1 protein-coding gene and 1 pseudogene are annotated in these 1,016 nt (G+C 43.6%); both read left to right on the forward strand.

Annotated features, from left to right (window positions below; translation table 11 throughout):
* Positions 1–498: flagellin (locus H524_RS0112045; protein WP_027940362.1), on the forward strand; the 498-nt coding region annotated here is incomplete at its 5' end.
* 240 nt (positions 499–738) lie between these two features.
* Positions 739–924: pseudogene (locus H524_RS0112050) on the forward strand (flagellin N-terminal helical domain-containing protein); the annotation flags it as partial.
* Positions 925–1,016: the final 92 nt, after the last annotated feature.

The following is a 1,016-nucleotide window of genomic DNA, read 5'->3' on the forward strand; positions in this document are numbered from 1 at the left end:
GGTGCCAACGCTAAGGATGAAATTGCATTAAAATGCGATGCTTTCACTCTTCTTGGTATTGGCAAAATGGCTAACAACCTAGCTCCAGCAGAGTATGATCCTGCCAACAAGCAAACTCCTATTGGACAGGCAGATTTAACTAAGGGATTCTTTGCAACAAAGGATAATGGTAACTGGCTTTTATCTACTGTACGCTGGTTAGTTGACGATCCTAAGCGCGCACAGACAACTTTATTGCAGATTGACACATTTATCGATGCAGTAGACTCCAAGCGTGCGGCCTTTGGCGCAATACAAAATCGTATGGAAAGTACCATTCGTAATCAGGCCTCAATTTCTGAGAACGAATCCGACGCCCGCTCACGAATTCGCGACACTGACTTTGCATCCGAGACTGCTGCACTGACCTCTAATCAGATCATTCAGCAAGCATCTCAAACTATTCTGACACAGGCTAACCAGCGTCCAACTATTGCGCTGCAGCTTTTAGGTCAGTAGTAACTCTGTAGCATTAGCTACTTAAACGAGGCATAGCCTTATGGCTATGCTGCATATAAAAGAATGAGCGATCAGTTCATTCTCAAACACACTGCTAAGTTTGCTTGAGAATGCATTGATTGGCTCTACAACAACGTCCATCTCCTAAATCAAGTCTCCGTGACGCAATCATGTAGAGTCGCAAATGCTGATGAGGGGCAAGCGCATTAGCTTGTGCTGGACAAGAAAAGGACAATAACCATGGCCTTATACGTTAATACCAACGTTAGCTCTATTAACGCTCAGCGCAAACTCGCTAACTCCACTCTTGCGCTGAACACTTCATACCAAAGACTCTCAAGCGGTCTTCGTATCAACAGCTCCAAAGATGACGCAGCAGGTCTTCAGATCTCTGATCGCTTAACAGCCCAGATCAATGGCTTAAATTGATACAAGAGTGTTATCATAAACGTAATTGCCATGTAGACGATTGCCATATATAGGCTACTTTTCAAACTTTTCTTAAATAATTTACGCAC

The organism is Anaerobiospirillum succiniciproducens DSM 6400, from assembly GCF_000482845.1.
Lineage (GTDB): Bacteria > Pseudomonadota > Gammaproteobacteria > Enterobacterales > Succinivibrionaceae > Anaerobiospirillum > Anaerobiospirillum succiniciproducens.